Source organism: Rhodococcus sp. IEGM 1372 (assembly GCF_030056835.1).
GTDB lineage: Bacteria > Actinomycetota > Actinomycetes > Mycobacteriales > Mycobacteriaceae > Rhodococcoides.
Genome location: NZ_JASHKS010000045.1, coordinates 1 through 20770, shown reverse-complemented (window position 1 = coordinate 20770; position 20770 = coordinate 1). Strand labels below are relative to the sequence as shown.

20 protein-coding genes and 1 tRNA gene are annotated in these 20770 nt (G+C 65.3%); 8 read left to right on the top strand and 13 right to left on the bottom strand.

What is annotated here, in order from left to right; genetic code table 11:
* On the bottom strand, positions 1-324 hold the full coding sequence (locus QM590_RS22970; protein ID WP_269596524.1) for a WhiB family transcriptional regulator: 324 nt from the start codon (positions 322-324) through the stop codon (positions 1-3).
* Between the two features lie 293 nt (positions 325-617).
* Between QM590_RS22970 and QM590_RS22965 the strand changes: the two genes are divergently transcribed.
* Complete coding sequence (locus QM590_RS22965) at positions 618-2966, top strand: penicillin-binding protein (RefSeq protein ID WP_269596532.1); 2349 nt, start codon at positions 618-620, stop codon at positions 2964-2966.
* A gap of 63 nt (positions 2967-3029) precedes the next feature.
* On the opposite strand, the gene QM590_RS22960 is transcribed toward QM590_RS22965, so the two are convergent.
* Complete coding sequence (locus QM590_RS22960; RefSeq protein ID WP_032395267.1) at positions 3030-3494, bottom strand: GatB/YqeY domain-containing protein; 465 nt, start codon at positions 3492-3494, stop codon at positions 3030-3032.
* 206 nt (positions 3495-3700) lie between these two features.
* Between QM590_RS22960 and QM590_RS22955 the strand changes: the two genes are divergently transcribed.
* The 6 genes from QM590_RS22955 to QM590_RS22930 all read left to right on the top strand — a co-directional run bounded on the left by QM590_RS22955 (position 3701) and on the right by QM590_RS22930 (position 7763).
* Positions 3701-4639: a metallophosphoesterase gene (locus tag QM590_RS22955; protein ID WP_269596531.1), complete on the top strand. Its 939-nt coding sequence runs from the start codon at positions 3701-3703 to the stop codon at positions 4637-4639.
* Positions 4640-4656: 17 nt separating this feature from the next.
* Positions 4657-4730: transfer RNA gene (locus QM590_RS22950), tRNA-Pro, on the top strand.
* A gap of 117 nt (positions 4731-4847) precedes the next feature.
* Entirely contained in the window at positions 4848-5273 is a 426-nt protein-coding gene (locus QM590_RS22945; RefSeq protein WP_068054078.1) for an SRPBCC family protein, read from the top strand.
* Positions 5274-5365: 92 nt separating this feature from the next.
* The gene (locus QM590_RS22940; RefSeq protein ID WP_068054072.1) at positions 5366-6268 is read left to right on the top strand and encodes an ABC transporter ATP-binding protein; all 903 of its coding nucleotides are present in this window, start codon (positions 5366-5368) and stop codon (positions 6266-6268) included.
* Positions 6265-7011 carry an ABC transporter permease gene (locus QM590_RS22935; protein WP_269596523.1) on the top strand — a complete coding sequence of 249 codons (747 nt, stop codon included), beginning with the start codon at positions 6265-6267 and terminating at the stop codon, positions 7009-7011. Before QM590_RS22940 ends, QM590_RS22935 begins: the two co-directional genes overlap by 4 nt.
* Entirely contained in the window at positions 7008-7763 is a 756-nt protein-coding gene (locus tag QM590_RS22930) for an ABC transporter permease (RefSeq protein ID WP_269596522.1), read from the top strand. Before QM590_RS22935 ends, QM590_RS22930 begins: the two co-directional genes overlap by 4 nt.
* 53 nt (positions 7764-7816) lie before the next feature.
* Here QM590_RS22930 and QM590_RS22925 read toward each other — a convergent pair whose 3' ends face one another.
* From QM590_RS22925 to QM590_RS22875, 11 genes are all read right to left on the bottom strand, one after another.
* The gene (locus tag QM590_RS22925) at positions 7817-8788 is read right to left on the bottom strand and encodes an LLM class F420-dependent oxidoreductase (protein ID WP_149407292.1); all 972 of its coding nucleotides are present in this window, start codon (positions 8786-8788) and stop codon (positions 7817-7819) included.
* Between the two features lie 9 nt (positions 8789-8797).
* Complete coding sequence (locus QM590_RS22920) at positions 8798-9598, bottom strand: SDR family NAD(P)-dependent oxidoreductase (RefSeq protein WP_269596521.1); 801 nt, start codon at positions 9596-9598, stop codon at positions 8798-8800.
* Between the two features lie 29 nt (positions 9599-9627).
* Positions 9628-11427: a glycoside hydrolase family 15 protein gene (locus QM590_RS22915; protein ID WP_269596520.1), complete on the bottom strand. Its 1800-nt coding sequence runs from the start codon at positions 11425-11427 to the stop codon at positions 9628-9630.
* Entirely contained in the window at positions 11424-12116 is a 693-nt protein-coding gene (locus tag QM590_RS22910; protein ID WP_269596519.1) for an HAD family hydrolase, read from the bottom strand. The genes QM590_RS22915 and QM590_RS22910 overlap by 4 nt, the downstream gene beginning before the upstream one ends.
* A gap of 80 nt (positions 12117-12196) precedes the next feature.
* Positions 12197-12670 (bottom strand): Dps family protein, encoded by a 474-nt coding sequence (locus QM590_RS22905; protein ID WP_068054046.1) that lies wholly within the window; start codon positions 12668-12670, stop codon positions 12197-12199.
* A 135-nt stretch (positions 12671-12805) separates the two neighbouring features.
* Positions 12806-14338 (bottom strand): catalase, encoded by a 1533-nt coding sequence (locus QM590_RS22900; RefSeq protein WP_269596518.1) that lies wholly within the window; start codon positions 14336-14338, stop codon positions 12806-12808.
* Positions 14339-14429: 91 nt separating this feature from the next.
* The gene (locus QM590_RS22895) at positions 14430-14864 is read right to left on the bottom strand and encodes a Fur family transcriptional regulator (RefSeq protein WP_269596517.1); all 435 of its coding nucleotides are present in this window, start codon (positions 14862-14864) and stop codon (positions 14430-14432) included.
* 51 nt (positions 14865-14915) lie between these two features.
* The gene (locus tag QM590_RS22890) at positions 14916-15557 is read right to left on the bottom strand and encodes an acetoacetate decarboxylase family protein (protein ID WP_269596516.1); all 642 of its coding nucleotides are present in this window, start codon (positions 15555-15557) and stop codon (positions 14916-14918) included.
* Entirely contained in the window at positions 15557-17248 is a 1692-nt protein-coding gene (locus tag QM590_RS22885) for a GMC oxidoreductase (RefSeq protein WP_068054039.1), read from the bottom strand. The genes QM590_RS22890 and QM590_RS22885 overlap by 1 nt, the downstream gene beginning before the upstream one ends.
* Complete coding sequence (locus QM590_RS22880; protein ID WP_269596515.1) at positions 17245-18753, bottom strand: flavin-containing monooxygenase; 1509 nt, start codon at positions 18751-18753, stop codon at positions 17245-17247. Before QM590_RS22880 ends, QM590_RS22885 begins: the two co-directional genes overlap by 4 nt.
* The gene (locus QM590_RS22875; RefSeq protein WP_373557629.1) at positions 18750-19355 is read right to left on the bottom strand and encodes a TetR/AcrR family transcriptional regulator; all 606 of its coding nucleotides are present in this window, start codon (positions 19353-19355) and stop codon (positions 18750-18752) included. The genes QM590_RS22880 and QM590_RS22875 overlap by 4 nt, the downstream gene beginning before the upstream one ends.
* Before the next feature lie 346 nt (positions 19356-19701).
* Here QM590_RS22875 and QM590_RS22870 point away from each other — a divergent pair, with 346 nt between their 5' ends.
* Positions 19702-20634, top strand: a complete 933-nt coding sequence (locus QM590_RS22870; protein WP_269596514.1) for a polysaccharide deacetylase family protein — start codon at positions 19702-19704, stop codon at positions 20632-20634.
* Positions 20635-20770: the final 136 nt, after the last annotated feature.

Sequence of the window (20770 nt, the reverse complement as noted above, 5' to 3'; positions counted from 1 at the left end):
TTAGATGGCTGCTTGCTGCTGACGCTGGGTCTCGAAGAACTCGGACCAGGAGTCGACCTCGGGGTGCTGCTTGAGCAGCGCCCTGCGCTGGCGTTCCGTCATGCCGCCCCAGACACCGAACTCGACTCGATTGTCGAGGGCATCCGCACCGCACTGCATCAGTACCGGGCAGTGCCGGCAGATGGTTGCGGCCTTGCGCTGCGCTGCACCCCGGACGAAGAGCTGGTCCGGGTCAGTGCCCTTGCAACGGGCGTGCGACACCCAGGCGATGCGTGCCTCTGCTTCTTCTACATCGAGTCGCGTCGGCGCGGTTGTCGAGTGCATGCGGATACCCCTTTGCGTTGCGGACGTCCTCGCTGGACGTCCCGGAGGCTCGAAGCGGTTTGTACCTCGTCAGGCGAAGCACAAATTCTAGGAGCTGCCCCACATTCATTATCAAGTGTTATGCGAATCACACCGTGCTCATAATTTAGGTAAAGCGAGCCCCGAATGCAAGACGGCGGGGTCACATTTCTGGTACGGCCGTCCCGAGCAGGGGCGCAGACACGGCGCCTGCAGGCCTCTGCCGGTCCGAGCCACACCCACGTACGCTGTGCTCTGTGTCAGTTGGAAAAACCGTGGCGAAGCTCGCCGGATGTTCAGCACTCGCCGGTGCATTGCTCGCCGGCGTGATGTTCCCCTTGGCCGGTGGGTTCGGGTACGCCTCCAACCGCGCCGCCGATACCGTCGACAACGTCTCGGCCGAGTTGGTCGAGGGCGCAGTGCCTGCCGTCTCGACGATGACGGACGTCAACGGCACGCCGATCGCCTGGCTGTACGAGCAGCGCCGATTCGAGGTGCCGAGCGACCAGATCTCCAACGAGATGAAGCTCGCCATTGTCTCGATCGAGGACCGCCGCTTCGCCGAACATCAGGGCGTGGACTGGCAGGGCACGCTCCGAGCGTTCCTGACCAACACCACCAGCGGACAGGTCGAGCAGGGCGCATCCACCATCGATCAGCAGTACGTGAAGAACTACCAGCTGCTCGTGGTGGCCAAGACCGACGCCGAGCGCCGAGCGGCCATCGAGACGACGCCCGCTCGCAAGATCCGCGAGATCCGCATGGCGTTGACGCTCGACAAGGAACTGACCAAGGACGAGATCCTCACCCGGTACCTCAACCTCGTTCCGTTCGGCAACGCGTCCTTCGGCATCCAGGACGCCGCCCAGACCTACTTCGGTATCGATGCGAGCCAGCTCAGCGCCGTTCAGGCCGCGATGCTCGCAGGCATGGTGCAGTCCAGCTCGGCGCTCAACCCGTACACCAACGAAGAGGGCGTGCTCGAGCGCCGGAACACCGTGCTCGACACGATGATCCAGAACCTCCCCGAACGCGCCGACGAGCTCGCCGCGCTCAAGTCCGAACCGCTCGGCGTGCTGCCCGTTCCCCAGACCCTGCCCCGCGGATGCATCGCGGCAGGCGATCGCGGATTCTTCTGCGACTACGCACTGCAGTACCTGGCCGAGGCGGGAATCAGCCAGGAACAGATCGACAAGGGCGGGTACCTCATCCGCACGACGCTCGATCCCGCGGTACAGAACTCCACCAAGGCCGCTCTGGTGGAGAACACCAGCCCGAACCTCGACGGCGTCGCCACCGTCATGAACGTCGTCGCACCGGGCCAGGACCAGCACCGAGTTCTCGCCATGGGCAGCAGCCGCACCTACGGCCTCAATGCCGACGACGACGAGACGGTGCAGCCACAGCCGCACTCGCTGGTCGGCAACGGTGCGGGCTCGATCTTCAAGATCTTCACCACCGCCGCGGCGATGGAGCGCGGACTGGGAACCAGCGCGACGCTGCAGGTGCCCAGGCGCGTCGAGGTCAAGGGCGTCGGCGACGGCGGTGCACGGAACTGCCCGGCAGCGACCTACTGCGTCGAGAACGCGGGCAACTACCCGGCGTCGCTGTCCATCACCGACGCGTTGGCGCAGTCCCCCAACACCGCCTTCGTCAAGCTGATCGAGTCGGTCGGCGTCACCCCGACCGTCGACATGGCCGTTCGCCTGGGCCTGCGGTCGTACAACGACCCCGGCTCGTCGGGCACCGACCAGTCCATGGCCGATTTCCAGAAGGATCAGAATCTCGGCTCGTTCACCCTCGGACCGACCTGGGTGAACCCGCTGGAGCTGTCCAACGTGGCTGCCACCTTGGCCTCGGGTGGCATGTGGTGCCCGCCCACCCCCATCGACTCGATCTTCGACCGCGACGGTAAGCCCGTTCCGGTTGCTCACCAGGCGTGTGAGCAGGTCGTCGAGCCCGGACTGGCGAACACCCTCGCCAATGCCATGAGCAAGGACGATCAGCCGGGCGGCACATCCGCCGCAGCGGCCGGCTCCGCCGGCTGGACCCTGCCGATGGCAGGCAAGACCGGCACCACCGAGTCGAACAGGTCGTCCGGCTTCCTCGGGTTCACCAACAACTACGCCGCCGCCGTGTACACGTACGGTGACTCACCGACGCCGAGCGAGATCTGTTCGTTCCCGCTGCGGCCATGCAGCTCGGGCAACCTGTACGGCGGTAACGAGCCGGCTCGAACGTGGTTCGACGCCATGACACCGATCGCCACCAACTTCGGACCCGTCGCGTTGCCACCCGTCGACCAGAAGTACGTCCGCGGCTCGGCCAACGGCCAGGTACCCGACGTCAGCGGCCAGAGCCAGTCTTCGGCAACATCGACGTTGCAGGGCGCAGGCTTCCAGGTGACGGTGGCAACCACGGCCGACCAGGCGGCTCGCGGCACCGTGGTGTCGACGTCCCCGTCGGGTTCGGCGGTCCCCGGGTCGAACATCACGATCTACGTCAGTGACGGTTCGGTTCGACCTGCGCCGGCTCCGGCACCCGCGCTGCCGAACATCCAGATCCCGGACCTACCGCCGGGCATCCAGATTCCGGCGATCCCCGGGATCACGGCACCTCGCTGAGCGGCTCCGCCGCATGTGAGTGGAACCTCGTAGTCCACTACGAGGTTCCACTCACATCGATTGTCACAGGCGGTCTTTGACAGCCTTCGACAGTCGCGATCCGTCGGCCTTGCCTGCGGCGAGTCCCGACGCGATCTTCATGACCTGACCCATCTGCTTCATCGCCGGTCGCTCCCCGAGGTCTTCGGCGACCTGCGCGATCGCGGTGTCGACGATGTTCGCCAATTCCTCGTCGGTCAAGGGCGTTGGCAGGTACTCGTCGATGATCTGCGCTTCGGCGCGCTCGTTCGCAGCGAGTTCGCCGCGGCCGTTCTGCGTGTAGATCTCGGCTGACTCGCCGCGCTTCTTCGCTTCCTTGGCAAGCACTTTGAGAACGTCGTCGTCGGTCAGATCGTGGGCCTCCTTACCGGAGACCTCCTCGGTCTGGATGGCGGCGAGAATCATGCGCAGCGTTGCCAGGCGGAGCTTGTCCTTCGCCTTCATCGCTGCGGTGAGGTCGGTTCGGAGGCGGGCCTTGAGTTCGGACATGGCGGAAACGCTACGCGGCACAGTCCTCGGCTCGCACGTCCATATCCGGTTGCTGCCGTATCGTGGATGAGGTGTCCGCACAATTCAGTCCCTCGTTTCTCAGCACGTCGACGCAACTGCGCAGTGCCTCCACACAACTGCGCAGCGCGTCCTCGCAACTGCGCTCTGCTGCAGAGCAGGCGCGCGACGTCGTCAGAGCAGCACCGCTGAAGAGTTCCGTGATCGGAACGGCGGGCGCGGCGGCGTTGGGTCTCGGATACGCCACACTCATCGAACGCAATGCGTTCACGCTGCGCGAGACATCCATGGCGGTGCTCGAGCCGGGTTCGGCGACGCTGCGCGTGCTCCACATCAGCGACCTGCACATGATGCCCGGACAGCGGATGAAGCAGAACTGGTTGCGTGAGCTGGACCGCCTCGAACCCGATCTGGTCGTCAACACCGGAGACAATCTCTCGCACCAGCGCGCCGTGCCCAGCGTCGTGCAGGCGTTGGGGCCGCTGCTGGCTCGGCCGGGTCTGTTCGTGTTCGGTAGCAACGACTACTTCGCGCCCAAGCCGAAGAACCCGTTCAAGTACTTCGACAAGAACCACAAGCGCACCACCGGCGACTCGTTGCCGTGGCGCGACCTGCGGGCCGCGTTCTCCGAGCGGGGCTGGCTCGACGTGACGCATGTGCGTCGCGAGCTCGAGGTGGCCGGGGTACGGATCGCGTCGGCGGGCGTCGACGACCCGCATCTGAAGCGCGACCGCTACGACACCATCGCCGGCCAGCCCAATCCGCTCGCAGACCTGCGCCTGGGCATCACGCACTCCCCGGAGCCGCGAGTGCTGGACAAGTTCGCTCAGGACGGATACGACCTCGTCCTCGCCGGGCACACCCACGGCGGCCAGCTGTGCCTCCCGTTCTACGGCGCGCTGGTGACGAACTGCGAGATCGACCGTTCGCGGGTCAAGGGCCCGTCCAAGTGGGGCGCGCACACCCAGCTGCACGTCTCCGCGGGCATCGGAACGTCGCCGTACGCGCCTGCCCGGTTCTGCTGCCGCCCCGAGGCCACCCTGATCACGCTGACTCCGGCCCCGAGAATGGGTCCGAAAAACGTCTCCGACGAGGGCGTTTCGCGTTCCGAGGCAGTCGTGAGTTAGACTTCTCCAGCGGTACACGGGGTGTGGCGCAGCTTGGTAGCGCGCTTCGTTCGGGACGAAGAGGTCGTGGGTTCGAATCCCGCCACCCCGACAGTTGGACCACGAAGAGGGACCCATTCGATTCGATCGAATGGGTCCCTTTTTTCACGCGGTGGACGGCTACTGTGAGTCGACTCTGTCGACCCCGAGCGAACGGATCTCACGACCCATGCCGACCCCCACCCGCGTTCACGTCAAGCACCGGTTCGTCTCTCCCCCCGAGGTCGTCTTCGCGGCGTTGTCGGAGCACGAGAACCTCGGCCCGCTCTTCATGGCGAAGATCGGCCGCGTTCGGGACGGTGACACCTCCCGCAACGGCGTCGGGTCGACGCGCAGCCTGAAGCTGGGTCCGCTTCCCGCGTTCGAGGAAACCACGATCACCTCCGAGCCCCATTCGCTGATCGAGTACCGCATCACCAAGGGCGGTCCGCTACGCGGCCACTGGGGCGTGCAGAAGTTCACCCCCACCGCCGACGGCGGCACCGAGCTCGACTACACGATCGGATTCGATGCACCCGTCCCCGGCCTCGCCGCGATCGTCGGTAAAGCACTGACGTCGAGCATCTCGAAGAATCTGTCGACCCTGGCTCCGTAACGACGCCACCCGGCGGCAAGTCATACCCGAGTAGGACACCGGACATACTCGGGACCGACGATTCTCGCCGCCGAATGCGGGACCGTCGAGGCATGGACATCGTCAGAACTCACAGCCTCGGCAAGCGCTACGACACCCATACCGTCGTCGACGACGTGAACCTTCGCATTCCTGAGGGCTGCGTCTACGGCTTTCTCGGTCCGAACGGATCGGGCAAATCGACGACCATGAAAATGTTGCTGTCCCTGATCCGACCGACCTCCGGCGAGGTGGAGATCCTCGGGAAGCCGATGAATCACGAGACCCGCCGCGGAGTGCTCTCGCACATCGGTTCACTCATCGAAGCTCCACCCGGATACGGCCATCTCACGGGTGCGGAAAACCTTCGCATCGTGCAACGCTCGCTCGGATTGCACGCCGAACAGATCGACCGGGCGGTGGCCACCGTCCGGCTGCAGGAGCACCTCGACAAGAAGGTGAAGAACTACTCACTGGGGATGAAACAGCGCCTGGGCATCGCGATGGCGCTCGCGCGCGAACCACGACTTCTGATCCTGGACGAGCCCACCAACGGCTTGGACCCGGCAGGCATCGAAGAGATCCGCGGCCTGCTCCGCCATCTCGCCGAACACGGCGTGACAGTGATGGTCTCGAGCCATCTACTCGGCGAGATCGACAAGACGGCGAACATGCTGGGGATCCTGAGCCAGGGGCGCTTGATCTTCCAAGGCACCCGCGACGAGCTGTTCGCCGCCGCCACTCCGGATGTACTCATCGACGTCATCGATCCAACTTGTGCGCATTCTGTTCTGCAACAGCGCATTTCGGTCGAGATCGAGGATCACACGCTGAGACTGTCCGGCATCGACGATCGAGGTGCCGCACAGGTGGTGGCAGAACTCGTCGGCGCGAACGCAGGCGTCTACGGCGTTCGGCGCGACGATCAGTCGCTCGAAGACGTATTCATGAATCTGACGAAGGGTGGCCGATTGTGACGACCGTACGCAACGAGTTCGCCAAACTCAGGCACCTGCACATCGGCGCGATCGCCGCTGTGTTGGTCGCCGCAATCGTCGGGTTGACCTTCGTCGGCGCTATCACCGCAACAGCGTCGAAGGATTCGAGCACGGTCTCCTGGGCGCTGCTACTGGCCGGGCTGTCCCTTGCCGTCCCCGTCGCATCCCCGCTGCTGCTCGCCGTGATGGCCAGCCGCACAATGGAAGTCGAGCACCAATCCAACGGCTGGCTGCTGAACCGGACCAATGGAGCCGGCCGCGGAGCCCTCGTGCGCGCGAAGCTCGTCTCGACGGGCCTCGTCGTTGCCGGCGCGACGGTGGCGGCCAGTGCTGGAGGTGTATTTCTGGGAATCGCAGTCGGAGTGACCCAAACCTTGCCTGCCGACCTGTGGTTGGGCTACACGGCGGCGGCGGTGACGACCAACCTCGTGATACTCGCTGTGCACCTGCTGATCTCAGCGCGTCTGGACAACCAACTGGTCGCGCTGGGAATCGGCATCGTGGGTACCGTCATCGCGATCTGCGCCTCCGGATTTCCCTCCTGGGCAGCACACCTGACGCCGTGGGGCTACTACTCCTTGGCGTCTGCCGCCGACTACCGAGGCGAACAAGTGGTGACGCTGAACCCGTCCTACGCCAGCATCGCCGCCCTCGCAGTTGCCGGGGCAGTGTCGTTCTGGTTCATGACCGTTCGACTCGATCGACAGGAGGTACGAGCATGAATGCGTTCTCGGCCGAAATGATCAAGCTCAGGCGCTCGCAGGCATGGGCGGTCGTCGTTCTCCTGCCGCTGATCATCGCGGGGGTCGGAACGTTCAACACGATCGCGTCGGGCGCAGAGTTGGCAGAGGGATGGCGCACATTGTGGTTGCGCACAGTCGTGTTCTGGGGCCTGTTCCCACTCGCACTCGGAGTTGCGGTACTGGCATCACTGGTTTGGAGATTTGAACACCGAGGCGGGAATTGGAATGCACTGATGAGTGGGCCGGTTCCGTCGGCGCGCATCGTGATCGTCAAGACGGCTGTGGTGGCAACACTGACCGCGGCCATGAACATCGTCATGCTGGCAGCCGTCGTTGTTCTCGGCAAGGTGGTGTTCGCGCTCGACGGAGCGCTCCCCTCCGAGCTCTTCGCGACCGGTGCGCTGATAGTGGTGGGGTCACTACCGGTCGCGGCACTGCACTCCGCTCTGTCGATGGCTGTCAGGTCGTTCGCGGTGCCGATTGCCATCGCTCTCGTCGGGGCCGGTACATCGGTGTTCCTCCTCACCGCCGAGGTGACCGGGGCGATCTTCGTGCTGCCCTATGCCCTGGCCACTCGCGCAACCCAGTTGACCTCCGGAACTTTCGGTGACTCGTGTTCGCTCACCACCGGGGCCGCACTGTCGGTCCTGACGGCCACGGCACTGCTCACTTTCTCGGTTGTCGCATCGGCAGGCAGGGCACTCGACCGCAAGGACATTCACGTCCAGTGACAGCTCGAGGCCCCGACCGAATGCTCTCGATCGGGGCCTCGTGACACGTCGAGTCAGCTGGACGCAGCGCGCAGTTTCTCCAACAGCGGGCCGGCGGCCTCGGCGAGGAAGCGCTCCTGGGTCTCGTCGCCCACCTGCACGAGTGCGATGTCGGTGTACCCGGCCTCCCAGTACGGCTTCACGGCCTCGACGATGGCGTCCAGGTCCGGTCCACACGGAATCGTGTCGGCCACATCCTCTTTGCGTACGAACTTGGTCGCTCCGGCGAATCCAGCCGTCGTCGGCAGATCGGCGTTGACGGCCCAACCGCCCGCGAACCAGCGGAAGCGATCGTGCGCGCGATCGACGGCCGCGTCCTTGTCCGGATCCCAGGAGATCGGGATCTGTCCGATGGACCGCGCCGGGCCCTCGTGGTTGTCCGACCATGCCTTGACGAGATCGGCGTCGGGCTCGGTGGCGATGAGGTGATCGCCGTACTCGGCGAATCGCGCGACGGCCTTCTCGCCACCGGCTGCGATGCCGATGGGCACGCCGCCCTCGGGCAGGTCCCAGATCCGGGCGGAGTCGACGCGAAAGTGCTTGCCGTCGTAGGTGACCAAGCCACCGGCGTGCAATGCCCTGATGATCTCGAGCGCCTCGACGAACATGTCCTGCCGCTTGTCGATGGACGGCCAGCCCTCGCCGACGACGTGCTCGTTGAGGTTCTCACCGCTGCCGAGGCCGAGGGTGAAGCGGCCGTCGGCCAGGATCTGCATCGTCGCGGCCTTCTGCGCGACGACGGCCGGGTGATACCGGATGATCGGGCATGTCACGTACGTCATGAGCTCGACGCGTTCGGTGGCCTGAGCCACCGCGCCCAATGTCGTCCAGGCGTACGGCGAGTGCCCCATGGAGGACAGCCACGGCGAGTAGTGATCGCTGGCGACCTCGAAGTCGAAGCCGACTCTCTCGGCACCGACTGCGTACTGCACCAGCTCTTTCGGGCCGCTCTGCTCGGTCATCAAGGTGTATCCGAAATTGGTCATGCGTGTCTCCTAGATAGTTGCGACGGAACCGGCGTCGACTCGGTAGTTCGATCCGTTGACGAAGGACGCGCGGTCCGAGCACAGGAACGTGATCACCGAGGCGACTTCCTCGGGTTCGCCACGGCGTCCGAGCTCCATGTACGGACGCTCCTCGTCGAGGAAGCTCTCGATGGCACCGTCGCGGTCGGTTCCCTTCTCCTCGGCGCGCTTGTCCATCATCGCGTCGGTCATCGGGGTGTGAATGAACGCGGGAGAGACCGCATTGACCAGCAGTCCCTCGGACGCATAGCTACGCGAGAGCCCCTTGGCGAGGGCCAGCACGCCGGCTTTGGCTGCGCAGTAGGCCAATTCGTCGTCGTACGGCTGCACGGCGTCCTCGGAGGTCAGCAACACGATGCGTCCCCAGCCACCGCGGCGGAGTGCGGGCAGAAATGCTCGCAGCAGCCGGACCGGTCCCATCAGGTCGATGTCGAGGGTGGAACGCCACCCCTCCTCGTCGATCTCGTGGAACAGCCCCTGCGCTCCGGTCACTCCGGAGGACTGGACGAGAATGTCGATGTCGCCCACTACCTGCTGCGTCCGTGCTGCCAGGTCCTCGACCGCGTCGGTGTCGGTCACGTCCGCGGCGAACGCGAACAACTGCCCCTCCGCTGCGCCGAGTTTCGCTGCGGCCTCGTCGAGCGAGGTCTGATCCTTGTCGCTGACCACGACGCGAACACCCTCGGCCAGCAGCATTTTCGCGGTGTGCCAGCCGATACCGGAGTCTGCTCCGGTGACCAGTGCTGTCCTACCGTTGATTCCCAAATCCATCGAATTCCACCTTGTGTATGAGATTGCGGTCAGGCTGTGGCGTCGTGCGAGCGCGCAATGGTCAGCGCCGCATTCACCAGGGCCAGGTGGCTCAAGCCTTGTGGGAAGTTACCCAGAAACGATCCATCCGAAGCATCGATCATTTCGCTGTACAAACCGACGTCGTTGGACAGCTCCACCAGTTGGTCCATCAGAGCTGCGGCTTCGTCGTCTCGGCCGACGCAGGACAGCGCCGACACTCGCCAGAACGCGCAGGCCACGAAGGTCACCTCTTCCTTCGAGACCCCGCTGTAGCGGTACATCAACGGACCGGCACCGAGTTCTTCGACGAGCGCATCGATGGTGGACGAAAGACGTTCTCCCCGATCGAAATCCATCTCGGCCGCGAGCAGTACCGACGCATCGAGACCGTCGGCACCCGGGTACGCGAGGTAGGCCTGCCGCTCGTCCGACCAACACTCGGTCTCGATGTAGAGCCGGATGCGTTCCTTCTCGGCCTTCCATCGATCCGGTATGCCCGGGATCTCGCCTGCTTCTGCCAGGTGCACGGCACAGTCCAGCGCCTGCCAGCAACCGAGCTTGGAGCTGGTGTAGTGCTGTTCGTCCTCGAGCTCCCAGATCCCGGCGTCCTTGCGCTGCCAAGAATCGCAGGCCTCGTCGGCGATGGCGGCCAGCAGGCGCCCCGTCTGCGCGTCCAGGATGTTCCCCGCGTCGACGTACTGGCGGATGATCGAGAACAGGTCACCGAAGATCATCAGCTGCAGCTGATCCGCGGCAGCGTTGCCGTTGACCACCGGCCCGATGCCTCGCCAGCCGGGAACGTCGGGTTGTTCCGTGCCACCGGGTAGTTCACCACAGAGGGTGTAGAAGACATTCACCAACGGATCGTTGACTCGGATCACTTTCAGCAGCCACGCCACTGCAGCATGGATCTCCTCGCGAAGGCCGAACCGTTGCAGCGCACGGATGGTGTACGCGGCGTCGCGCACCCACGCGTAGCGGTAGTCCCAGTTCTTGCCACCGGTCCTGTTCTCGGGCAGAGAGGTGGTGGCAGCGGCGGCGATGGCACCGGAGGGGCTGTGCAGCAACAACTTCAGAGCCAGCGCGCTCCGCGCCACATGCTCCGCCCACGGTCCCTGGTACGAGAACTCGTCGGACCACACGCGCCAGTTGGCGATCGTGCGGTCGATCCCCTCGTCGAGGTGCTGCGGATCGGGCAGCGGCAGCGGCTCGTTCTCCGTGCCCACGACGCCCAGCACATGCCGAGAATCCGGGTGGGTGGTGAAGACACCACCGATGTCGCGGTCCGCGACGTGCACCTCCTCGATGCCCAGAGTCCGCACGGCCAGGGTCAATCCGTCGACCCGCAACACGGTGCCGTGCTCGGTGTCGTACGCCCACGGCGACGCGATGCCGAGCATGGTGCCCGGTGCCACGGACCACGACAGCTCGACGGTGCCGTCGAGACCCTCGACGCGGCGGGCCAACTCCACCCACGGAAGACGCCCGGCGACACCGGTGTTCAGCGAGTCGGTGACTCGAACGGTGCCGGTGTCGGTACGGAACGTCGTGCTCAGCACATTTGTCCCAGGGACGAATTCACGCTGGACGGTGAACTCCTCCAGCGGCGTCAGCTGGATGTATCCGCCGTTCCCCGCGTCGAGCAACGCTGCGAACGGCGGCGGCGAATCGAGGTTCGGAACCGGAAACCAATCGATCCGGCCGTCGTCGGCGATCATCGCCACGGTGCGGCCGTCACCGATGGCGCCGTAGCTCTCGATGGGGACATAACCGTCGACCCTGGGGTGCGGCTTGCGGAACTCGCTCAAGCACTTGCCTTTTCATCGGAGTAGAAGGGACTGTCCTCGATGTTGGCGAGCAGATCGGCGGGGTCGTCGAACACTGCTACCGCCCCCGCGTCGAGCAACTCCCCACGTGAGATGCCGCCACTGCGAACACCGATGGCGCATACACCCGCGCGACCGGCCGACTCGATGTCCCAGACGCTGTCGCCGACCATCACCGCCTTTGATGCCTCGACGCCGGCCCGTTCGAGTGCAACCGCAACGATGTCGGGCTCGGGCTTGGCTACGTCGGCGTCCTCACCGCTGGTCACCACGGCAACGGAGTCCTCGACGTCGAGCAGGTCGCGCAACGTCGACAACTCGCTCTCCGGAGCCGAGGTCGCAAGCACCACGGTGATGCCGCGAGAGTTCAAGTCCGCCAACAGTTCACGGGCACCCGGCAGCACTTCGAGATCCGCCGACGCAGCAGCGTAGTACTCGCCGTGCAGCGTCTTCGCTTCGTGGGCAAGCGCGCTGTCCGAGGACCCGACGAGCGTCTCGAGCAGCTTCGACCCGTCCATCCCGATGCAGCGGTGAACACGCCAGGAAGGAACGGAACCACCGGCCTCACGAAACGCGCGCGACCACGCGTCGACGTGCACGTAGTTGGAATCGACGAGGGTGCCGTCGATGTCGAGCAGGACCGCGTCGACCGTCGGCTTGGAAACAGGCATGATTTTCGGATACCCGGGGGTGGTGCAGGCAAACAACAGGCCCCCCGCTGTACACGAGGGGCCTGTCGGGTAGATAAACGTCAGCTGGCCTGGGCCTGCCACATCCAGTGCAGCTGCTCGAGCCGAGCCGTGATGCCGATGAGCAGGTCCTGGGTCACCGGATCGGCTTCGCCGGTGTCGGCGATGCGTCCGCGAAGACGCTCCACGACCGCGGCGAGGTTGTCGACGACCGCCGGGACGACTTCGCTGTCCTTGGTCCATCCGGCACCGAAGCCCTTGGTTCCTGCCGTCGAGGAGACGGTGGCTGCGCGGCCGTCGGGGCTGACGCCGATAGCCGTGGCGCGCTCGGCGGCCTGATCGGTGAATTCACGTGCGGCCGTGACCAACTCGTCGAGCTCGAGGTGCACCGACCGGAAGTTCTTGCCGATCACGTTCCAGTGCGCCTGCTTGGCGATGAGCGAAAGGTCGATGAGATCGACCACGGTTCCCTGAAGCGCGTCGCCGGCAATCTTCTGCTGGCCTGCGTCGAGGGTGCTGGTGATGGGGTTCGTCATGATGTGGCCTCCCTGCCGTTGGACGACGGTATGCATCGCACACCATTATTGTTCTTTCGTCTGTACTGCACAACGGCAGGTCGACCCGCGTTGTTCCGGATCGGCGTCACATCCGCTGTGACGCCGATCCCAACATCAGACCTTGGCTGCTTCGTCGGCAGGATCGTCGATTGCGCCTGCACCCGTGGTCGGTGCGGTCTCGTTCTGCTGCGACCGAACGCCTTCCTCGACCTTCTTACCGAGCTCGGGATCGACGTTGGTCCAGTACTCGAACACCCGGCTCAGAACGGGCTCGCTGACGCCGTTGAGGACGTGCCCGACGATGTTCCCGACGAGGCGCTCGCGCTGCGCGTCGTCCATGACCTCGCGGACCAGGGCTCCCGCTTGCACGAAGTCGCCGTCCTCGGGGTGCTCGATGTACCCGGTGCGCACGAAGCGGGGCTCGAAGTCCCATGCTCCGTCGTCGCCGTACTTGTTCGTGTCCGCCGACGGGCCGCCGAACGAGTTCGGCGCGTAGACGGGCGTCTCAGGGGAGTTGAACGAGTACCGCATGTTGCCGTCCTTGGAGTACGAGTTGACCTCGGACTTCGGGGCGTTGACCGGCAGCTGCGCGTAGTTCGCTCCGATGCGGTACCGGTGCGCGTCGGCGTAGGAGAAGACGCGGCCGAGCAGCATCTTGTCGGGGCTGAAGCCGATGCCGGGCACGGTGTTGGACGGCTCGAACGAGCTCTGCTCGATCTGCGCGAAGAAGTTCTCCGGGTTGCGGTTCAAGGTCATCTTGCCGACCTCGATCAACGGGTAGTCCTTCTGCGACCAGACCTTGGTGAGGTCGAACGGGTTGTACTTGTAGTTCTCGGCCTCGTCGTACGGCATGAGCTGCACCTTGAGGGTCCAGCTGGGGAAGTCGCCGTTCTTGATGGATCCGAAGAGGTCCTGACGGTGATGATCGGGGGACGTACCCGCAACCTCGTCCGCCTTGTCCTGCGTCAGGTAGTCGATGCCCTGATCGGTCTTGAAGTGGAACTTGACCCAGGTCTTCGTGCCGTCCTCGGCGATGAGCTGGTACGTGTGCGAACCGAACCCGTCCATGTGGCGGAACGACTTGGGGATACCCCGGTCGCCCATGAGCCACGTCACCTGGTGCGCCGACTCGGGCGAGAGGGTCCAGAAGTCCCACTGCATGTTGTTGTCGCGCAGACCGGAGTCGGGCATGCGCTTCTGGCTACGGATGAAGTCCTGGAACTTGATCGGGTCCTTGACGAAGAAGATCGGGGTGTTGTTGCCGACCAGGTCCCAGTTGCCTTCCTCGGTGTAGAACTTCAGCGAGAATCCGCGCGGGTCACGCCAGGTGTCGGGGCTACCCTGCTCGCCGGCGACGGTGGAGAAGCGCGCCAACATCTCGGTCTTGGCACCGGGCTGCAACGCCTTCGCCTTGGTGTACTTGCTGATGTCTCCGGTGATCTCGAGTTCGCCGAACGCGCCTGCGCCCTTGGCGTGCACGACGCGCTCCGGGACCCGCTCGCGGTTGAACTGCGCCATCTTCTCGATGAGGTAGTGGTCGTGCAGCAGAATCGGTCCCTGCGTCCCGGCGGTCAGCGACTGATCGTCGCTGGGGACGGGGATTCCCGAGTTGCTGGTGGTCGGCTTGTTGCTGATCGGCTTGGTCATACGAAGCCTCCTGAAGGGCTGAATAGAGTCCGAAGAGGGCTGCTCTTCGACAAAGCTGTGAAACCGAGCGGCCGTACGCTGGACCGCAGTGTCAGACGGAATGCCTCGTGCAGTCGCCGCACAAACCCCAGAACACGATCTCGGCCTCGTCGACGACGAATCCGTGCGTGTCCTCGGGTACGAGACACGGCGGCGCTCCGACGGCGCAATCGACATCGGCCACCACGCGGCACTCTCGGCACACGAGGTGGTGGTGATTGTCCGCCGTCCGGCTCTCGTACAGCGCCGCCGAGCCGGCGGGTTCGATGCGACGGAGCAAACCGGCATCGACGCAGGCCCTGAGCACGTCGTACACGGCCTGAGTGGACACCGAACCACCGTCCTCCCGGACCGCGGCAGCGATGTCGTCGGCGTCCGAATGCGGTCGGGCTGTGACCGCATTCAGAACTGCAACCCGGGGTCCGGTGACGCGCAGACCGACCGAGCGCAGCTGCGCTGCGGGGTCGACGCGTTCGGTGAGCTGCATGTACTCCAGTATGCCCCTAATCTGGACTAAGTCAAGAAAAGCGGCCAGCGGCTATCCGACCAGGCGCGCTTCACCCGTTCGCATCGACCCCGACACGATCTGCAACCCGAAATACGTGCCCGACGGCATCCAGCGACTCAGCGTCGGGCCTTTCGCGTCCACCTCGACGCGGGCCAACCTGGCCCTGCCCTTCAGGCTTGCGGTGGCGGTGGCGATGGCCGACCCGCCCGACACCGGCTGCGCGAAACCGAGGGAACCGAGCATCGGGAACTGCGGTCCCACGGCGCGGGACGTCGTCCGCACCGACCATTCGTCGCCGCTCGCCCCGGCCTCGCCCAGCACGTCACCCTCGAACTCGGCCAGCACCTTGGGCAGGTGCCAGTTGGTCCGGCCGCCGTGGACCGAAGTCGCGGAATCGACGGCGATGAACGGCACCGCCATCCGCGGAACGCGTCCGACGTCGCGGCGCAGCACCGGGCTCGCCAGGATCTCGCGGTACGGGCCGACCGGTGAGGTGACGTAGTCGACGACCATCGCCATCGTGATCGGCAACGTCTTGGCACCGACAGGTGCGAAGTCCGACGAACGGGCCCGATGCCACCAGATCGTGGCCCGCACGTTCGCCGGCCACGGCGCTGCCGGACTGACCGGCCAGTCGGTGCGATCGGTATCGGATTCGGTGACACTCCACATCAGGAATCCCTCCCCACGACGGTCAGGGGAAGCCGCAGGGCGCCCGGTGCCGACACCGGCACCACCGGCTGCACGGGCTGAGTGGGTGCGATCTCCTGATAGCCCGAGCCCACCGCGGGTCGCCGATCGGGCTCACCCTTGTTGGGCCACAACGCCATTGCTCGCTCGGCCTGGGCCGTGATCGTCAGGGACGGATTGACGCCGAGGTTGGCGCTGACGGCAGAACCGTCGAGCACGTGCAATCCCTCGTAGCCGTAGACCCGCTGGTAACCGTCGATCACGCCGGTCTGCGGCGAGTCACCGATCGCGCAGCCACCGAGGAAGTGCGCGGTCATCGGAATGTTGACGATCTCGGCGATCGACCCGCCCGGGTCACCGCCGATCTTGTCCGCGAGCAGGCGAATCGCCTCGTGCCCCTGCGGAATCCACTGCGGCGGTGGATCACCCGCGCCGGGCCTGCTGGTGAGGCGACGCCCGAACGGCCCCTTCTTCGATCCGAGCTCGAGGGAGTTGTCGTCGGTCTGCATCACCAACGCGATGACGGTTCGCTCCGACCAACGATGCACCGACAGGCTCCGAACGGCAGCGCCGGGGTGACGCAGTGCGACGCCGAGGGTCTTGAGTACGCGCGGCATCTTGCCGCCGCCGTCGCTGAGCACGGTCTGCAGCAGGCCGATTGCGTTGCTGCCCTTGCCGTATCGCACCGGCTCGATGTGCGTGTGATCGTCCGGGTGGAACGACGACGTGATGGCCACGCCCTCGTGGTAGTCGACCTCACGGCCGCGAGCGGTCGCGGCGAGCACGGCCTCGGAATTGGTGCGCACCAACGAGCCGATCTTGTCCGACAGTCTCGGCAGCGAGCCCTTCTCCTTGGCCGCGAGCATCAGCTTCTGAGTGCCGTAGGTGCCGGCCGAGAAGATCACCTGATCGGCGGTGATCGTCTTCTCCTTGCGACGCAGCTTGCCACCGGTCCGACGCGTCACCACGTCGTAGCCCGCGCCGTTCGGCCGCACGTCCACGACGGTGGTCAACGGAAGAACATGCGCGCCTGCGTGTTCGGCGAGGTACAGGTAGTTCTTGACGAGGGTGTTCTTCGCGCCGACGCGGCAGCCGGTCATGCACGCTCCGCATTCGGTGCAGCCGGTGCGCTCGGGCCCGGCACCGCCGAAGAACGGGTCGGGCGCGGTGCGGCCGCGATCTCCGAAGTAGACGCCCACCGGGGTCGAGGTGAACGTGTCCCCCACCCCCATGTCCTCGGCCACCTCTTTCATCACCTTGTCCGAGGCGGTGATGGTCGGGTTGGTCTCGACGCCGAGCATCCGGCGGGCCTGGTCGTAGTACGGATTCAGCTCGCGCTGCCAATCGGTGATCGAACCCCACTGCGGGTCCTCGAAGAACTTCGCCGGGGGTTGATACAGCGTGTTCGCGTAGTTCAGCGAACCGCCGCCGACGCCCGCACCGGCCATCACCAGCACATCGGGCAGCAGGTGGATACGTTGCACCCCATAGCAACCCAACGCCGGAGCCCACAGATACTTGCGCAACCGCCAGCTGGTCTTCGGCAGCTCGTCGTCCTCGAACCGTCGACCGGACTCGAGAACCGCCACGCGGTACCCCTTCTCGACCGCCCGCAACGCAGCAACGCTGCCGCCGAAACCGGAGCCGATGATCAATACGTCGTAGTCGCTCATGCGGATACCACCTCGTTGTCTGAGTCGAGAGCGTCGGAGACGAGCCGATAATTCAGCACGTCGAACTCGCGCGTCTTGTTGCGGAACCGGAATGTGTAGGTGGGCCACATCGTGGAATTGCGGCCGTTGGCGTCGAGGTACCAGCTCGAGCACCCGCCGGCATTCCACACGGTGCCGTCGAGCGCGGAATCGACCCACGAATTGTGTTGCCGCTGAGCGGATTCGTTGACCTCCACGGCCGCGATCCTGCGATCCTTCATCGCGCGCAGCGCGGACACCACGTAGTTGGCCTGCGACTCGAGCATGTAGACGATGGAACTGTGCCCGAGGTTGGTGTTGGGGCCGTACATCAGGAACAGGTTCGGGAAGCCGGCGACGGTGGTGCCGAGATGCGCCTGCGGGCTGCCGCCCCAGTGCTCCGCGAGCGTCCGACCGTCGTTGCCACGCAACAGATGCGACACCGGCGGCTCGGTGGGGGTGAACCCCGTCGCGAAGATGATGGTGTCCACCTCGTGGTTGCGGCCCGAGGCGTCGACGACGCCGTTCTCGGTCACCGACGTCAGCCCCGACGTGACGAGATCGACGTCCGGCCGGTCCAGAGTCGGCAGCCAATCATTGGACAGCAGAAGCCTTTTGCAGCCGGGCGCGTAGTCGGGAGTCAGCGCCGCACGTTTCACCGGGTTCTTGACCTGGCGCTTCAGATTCGATTTCGCGAACACCTTCACCGCGGGCAGCAGCCACGGGTTGTCCGCCAGCACGGTCACATAGGCCTCGCGATAGCCGTAGATGACACCGCGAACCGCGCGGTGCGCCAGAGGGATTCGCTCGTACAGCGTGCGCTCGAGCCGGCCGATGGTGCGGTCCAGGCGCGGAATCACCCACGCGGGGGTGCGCTGGAAGACGGTGAGCCGCTCGGCCCGGTCGACGATCTCGGGGACGAACTGCACCGCAGACGCCCCGGTGCCGATCACGGCGACCCGCTCGCCGGTGAGGTCGTGCTCGTGATTCCAGGTCGCGGAATGGAACACGGTGCCCGAGAACGTGTCGATGCCGGGGACGTCCGGGATCTTCGGAGTGGACAACGCCCCGGTGGCAGCAATCAGAACACGCGCGCTCGCCGAACCCTGCGACGTCTGCACCGACCAACGCTTGTTCACCTCGTCCCAGGTCGCGGACTGCAATTCACAGTTCGTGACGATGCGATCGTTCAGGTCCAGACGATCCACCACCGAACGCAGGTAGTCGAACAATTCGGGCTGACGCGCGAAGGTGTGACTCCACTTGGGGCTCGGGGCGAACGAGAACGAGTACAGCGAGGTCGGCACGTCGCATGCACACCCCGGGTAGGTGTTGTCTCGCCACGTGCCACCCACGTCGGACGCGCGCTCGATGACGGTCACGTCGGCGGTCGGGTCGGCGGCGAGGATCTTCGCCACCGCGGCCAGGCCTGCGAAGCCGGCTCCGACCACCAGCACGTCGAGCTGTTCGGGGAGAGTTGCGTTCACGAATCCATCACCTTTTCGGACCAGACGGGAAGGAGCCGCCCGCGCAGCTGCGCGTCGGCTTCGGGAGTGCGGAACAGCGCCGAGACGGCCAGCCCGCGGGCGAGTTCGACACTGAGCTCGATGGATTCGGGGGACATCCGGCTACCCATGACGATCTGGGCACCGCCCTGAATGGCCTCGGCGACGCGCCGCTCCAAGGGGATCATCGCCTCGTGCAGCGCCGGGTCGGTACGGGCAGCCACCCAGAGCTCGAGCGCGGCGTAGAACAGGGGCCCGGAGAATGCGTCGGCGAGGATCTCGGGTCCCCGCTCGGGGTCCGGTTCGGCTTCGAGGATCTCCGAGAGACGACGATCGACGAGATGCTCGACGGCCGCGATCAGCAAGGATTCCTTGGTCGGGAAGTGGTGCAGCTGCGCTCCCCGCGAGACACCGGCACGCCGCGCGATCTCCTGGGTGCTGGTCTTGGCGAAGCCCAGTTCGACCAGGCAATCGATCGCGGCGTCGAGCAGCTTCGCCCGAGTGCCCGCGGTGCGTTCGGCCTGCGTCCGGCGCTCGGTGGGCGCTGAGTCGTCGAGCCCTGTGTCGGTAGTCACACTTTGCACAGTAGCGCTAAATCAACAAACGGTCCAGCCTGACTTTAAGTTTGATTCGGGAAGCAGCCGGTCTGGATCTCACCGGTTGATCGGAAAGTCGACTGGACTGCGCGCACCGCTTTCCAAGCCATTTCCACTGTCTCGGTTCTACGATCCGGTCGGTTCGACCTGCTTTAGCCACACGAATGCTGCATCGAAGCAGAGGAAAGAGGGCCGATGACAATCCCTGCCGTCGGTGTTCGTGGGGCCGCATGCGCAGTCGTGGTGATCCACGCGTTCACCTCAGCCGGCTGCAGCAGTGGCTCCGACTCGGCGACCGCAGACAAGCTGGCACCACAGTTTGCGCTGATCGACCATGGGCAATACCGGCGCCATGCCCCTCGCTTCTCATGGCCGCTTCGACTACTCCCCCATCGGCGATCGCCCACAGTTCGAGTGGCCGGGTGGGGCGCGCCTCGCGGTGTACGTGGCAGTCAACTGCGAACACTTTCCATACGACGACGGAGGGCCAGGGCTGGGCTACACACCCGGGATGGATCAGCCGAACACCTACAACTGGGGTTGGCGCGAGTACGGCAACCGCGTCGGCGGCTTCCGGATCGCAGAGACGTTGCACCGGAGTGGAGTTCGCCCGACGCTGCTCGTCAACACCGAGGTGTACGAGCATGCTCCGCAGCTGATCGACGCCTTCCGCGCCCTCGATGCAGAGGTCGTCGCGCACGGACGAACGAACGCCGTGCAACCGAACGATCAAGTCGAGGAAGCCGAACGACGCTCGATCGACGAGGTGACGACCGCCATCGAGCGCCACGAGGGAGCACCACCTCGGGGTTGGATGAGCCCCGGCGCCAACCCCAGCCGAGTGACCGAGGACCTGCTCGCCGAACGCGGATACGAATACACCTTGGACTGGCCCATCGATGATCAGCCGGTCTGGCTGAAGACCCGCGGTGGCCCGTTGCTCAGCGTTCCGTACCCGCACGAGGTGAACGACCTTCCGGTGTTCGTTCACCATCACCAGACCGCAGCGACGTTCGAGCGCAACATAATCGACAGTTTCGACGAACTGAAGGAGAACTCGGCTCACCAACCCGTAGTGCTCGCGATCTCTCTGCACACGTTTCTCACCGGACAGCCCTACCGACTTCGCCGGTTCCGGTCCGCCCTGCAACACATGCTCGACAACAGCGACGGCGTCTGGTTCACCACACCGGGCGAGATCGCCACGCACTACCGCGGTCTCGTAGCTCCCTCGGACACCGGCCGTCGACCGCTGCGCGACGGATAGGCGACGGACAGTCCACCGCTGGTGCCGCCAGCGACCTGGTCCACATGAATGCCTACCGAGTGTTGAAAGCCAGCCGGTCGTCGGGGGACTGTCTGAATAACGGTTGATCCGGTCCTTGGTTCGACACGCCGAGCTC

Coding starts and splice junctions, on each gene's coding strand:
- QM590_RS22970 (WP_269596524.1), bottom strand. CDS start 324: ATGCACTCGACAACCGCGCCGACGCGACTCGATGTAGAAGAAGCAGAG.
- QM590_RS22960 (WP_032395267.1), bottom strand. CDS start 3,494: ATGTCCGAACTCAAGGCCCGCCTCCGAACCGACCTCACCGCAGCGATG.
- QM590_RS22945 (WP_068054078.1), top strand. CDS start 4,848: ATGCCGACCCCCACCCGCGTTCACGTCAAGCACCGGTTCGTCTCTCCC.
- QM590_RS22940 (WP_068054072.1), top strand. CDS start 5,366: ATGGACATCGTCAGAACTCACAGCCTCGGCAAGCGCTACGACACCCAT.
- QM590_RS22930 (WP_269596522.1), top strand. CDS start 7,008: ATGAATGCGTTCTCGGCCGAAATGATCAAGCTCAGGCGCTCGCAGGCA.
- QM590_RS22925 (WP_149407292.1), bottom strand. CDS start 8,788: ATGACCAATTTCGGATACACCTTGATGACCGAGCAGAGCGGCCCGAAA.
- QM590_RS22920 (WP_269596521.1), bottom strand. CDS start 9,598: ATGGATTTGGGAATCAACGGTAGGACAGCACTGGTCACCGGAGCAGAC.
- QM590_RS22910 (WP_269596519.1), bottom strand. CDS start 12,116: ATGCCTGTTTCCAAGCCGACGGTCGACGCGGTCCTGCTCGACATCGAC.
- QM590_RS22905 (WP_068054046.1), bottom strand. CDS start 12,670: ATGACGAACCCCATCACCAGCACCCTCGACGCAGGCCAGCAGAAGATT.
- QM590_RS22900 (WP_269596518.1), bottom strand. CDS start 14,338: ATGACCAAGCCGATCAGCAACAAGCCGACCACCAGCAACTCGGGAATC.
- QM590_RS22895 (WP_269596517.1), bottom strand. CDS start 14,864: ATGCAGCTCACCGAACGCGTCGACCCCGCAGCGCAGCTGCGCTCGGTC.
- QM590_RS22890 (WP_269596516.1), bottom strand. CDS start 15,557: ATGTGGAGTGTCACCGAATCCGATACCGATCGCACCGACTGGCCGGTC.
- QM590_RS22885 (WP_068054039.1), bottom strand. CDS start 17,248: ATGAGCGACTACGACGTATTGATCATCGGCTCCGGTTTCGGCGGCAGC.
- QM590_RS22870 (WP_269596514.1), top strand. CDS start 19,702: ATGGGCAATACCGGCGCCATGCCCCTCGCTTCTCATGGCCGCTTCGAC.